1 protein-coding gene and 2 pseudogenes are annotated in these 1182 nt (G+C 73.4%); 1 reads left to right on the top strand and 2 read right to left on the bottom strand.

The features are described from left to right. Positions 1 to 162 precede the first annotated feature (162 nt). Complete coding sequence (locus tag ACWEVO_RS36825; RefSeq protein WP_452311996.1) at positions 163 to 777, bottom strand: class I SAM-dependent methyltransferase; 615 nt, start codon at positions 775 to 777, stop codon at positions 163 to 165. A gap of 240 nt (positions 778 to 1017) precedes the next feature. Here ACWEVO_RS36825 and ACWEVO_RS36820 point away from each other — a divergent pair. Further along, positions 1018 to 1086 (top strand): annotated as a pseudogene (locus ACWEVO_RS36820) (cold-shock protein); the annotation flags it as partial. 1 nt (position 1087) lies between these two features. On the opposite strand, the pseudogene ACWEVO_RS36815 reads toward ACWEVO_RS36820, so the two are convergent. Continuing rightward, positions 1088 to 1182 (bottom strand): annotated as a pseudogene (locus tag ACWEVO_RS36815) (penicillin acylase family protein); the annotation flags it as partial.

Raw genomic sequence — 1182 nt, 5'->3', positions numbered from 1 at the left:
CACTCTCTTCGGTTGCTCACCTATCGTGCAACACCCTTCTCGGGCCCTGCCTTCCCTGTGTGCCCGTCGGGGACGGAGGTCACACCTGGCGTGGACGCATCGGGCTCGATCCCCTATCCGACCCTGATCACTGCTAGGGGTCACCCCCGACCGGCGGCCCGGTCAACGGGGGCGCAGCACGTGCACCCGGCGTACCGGGGAGTCCACCGAGGGCTCGGTGGTGGGCACCGGGTAGCTCGCCACCAACTCCAGCCGGTCCGGCGGCAGGTGCCCCCGGTCCGGGTCGCCGACCAGCACCTGGGTGCCCCGGTCGGCGGCCCGTTGCAGGAACGGCAGCACCCGGGCGGCGAGGTCGGCGTCGTAGAGCACGTCCCCGGCCAGCAGCAGGTCCGCGTCGACCGGATCGTCCAGCAGGTCACCGCCGGTGGCGGCCACGGCCACCCCGTTGGCGCGCGCGTTGACCGTGACGGCGGCGACCGCGTACGGGTCGACGTCGTTGGCGGCCACCCGGTCGGCCCCGGCGAGCGCGGCGGCGATGGCCACCAGCCCGGAGCCGCTGGCGAGGTCGAGCACCCGTCGGCCGGCGGCCAGCTCGGGGTGGTCCAGCAGGTGGCGGGCGAGGGCCTGTCCGCCGGCCCAGACCGAGGCCCAGTACGGCGGCGGCAGGGGCCGGCCGGCCGCCGCCTCCATCCGGGCCCACCAGAGGATGGCGTCCTCGGCCAGGTGCAGCCGGACCTCCGGCACGAACGGCGTGGCCGCCAGCCGGAGCCTGTCCATGCCCCCGCCGGGCGTGGCGATCTCCCGTTCCAGGTCGGCCAGCGCCGTCTGTTCCCTCACCGGGGCAAGCATGCCCCGCCCCGGGCCGAGTCGGGGCCATTTTCCCGCTCGGTGGGTATTCGCGGAGGGCGCGCCGCCACTTCCGCCAGCGGATCGCCGTTCGGCCGGTTACTGTCGGGAAAGTACAGGGCGATCACCGGCCGCGGCCGGTGCTCACCCGCTTTGAACAGGGAGAGACGCATGGCAACCGGCACGGTCAAGTGGTTCAACTCGGAAAAGGGCTTCGGCTTCATCGAGCAGGACGGCGGGGGCCCGGGCCCTGCAACTCCTGGAGCATGAGCAGTTGCGGGGCGAAGTAGCCGGTCTGCGGACCGAACACGGCGACCGGGTTGCCGCTGGTGGTGT

This window comes from Micromonospora sp. NPDC003776 (genome assembly GCF_053605645.1).
The sequence above is the reverse complement of the archived record's forward strand: the minus strand, read 5'-3'. Positions and strand labels throughout refer to the sequence as shown.

Bases quoted from the DNA above. Each gene is read 5' to 3' on its own strand.
- ACWEVO_RS36825 (WP_452311996.1), bottom strand. From the start codon at position 777: ATGGACAGGCTCCGGCTGGCGGCCACGCCGTTCGTGCCGGAGGTCCGG.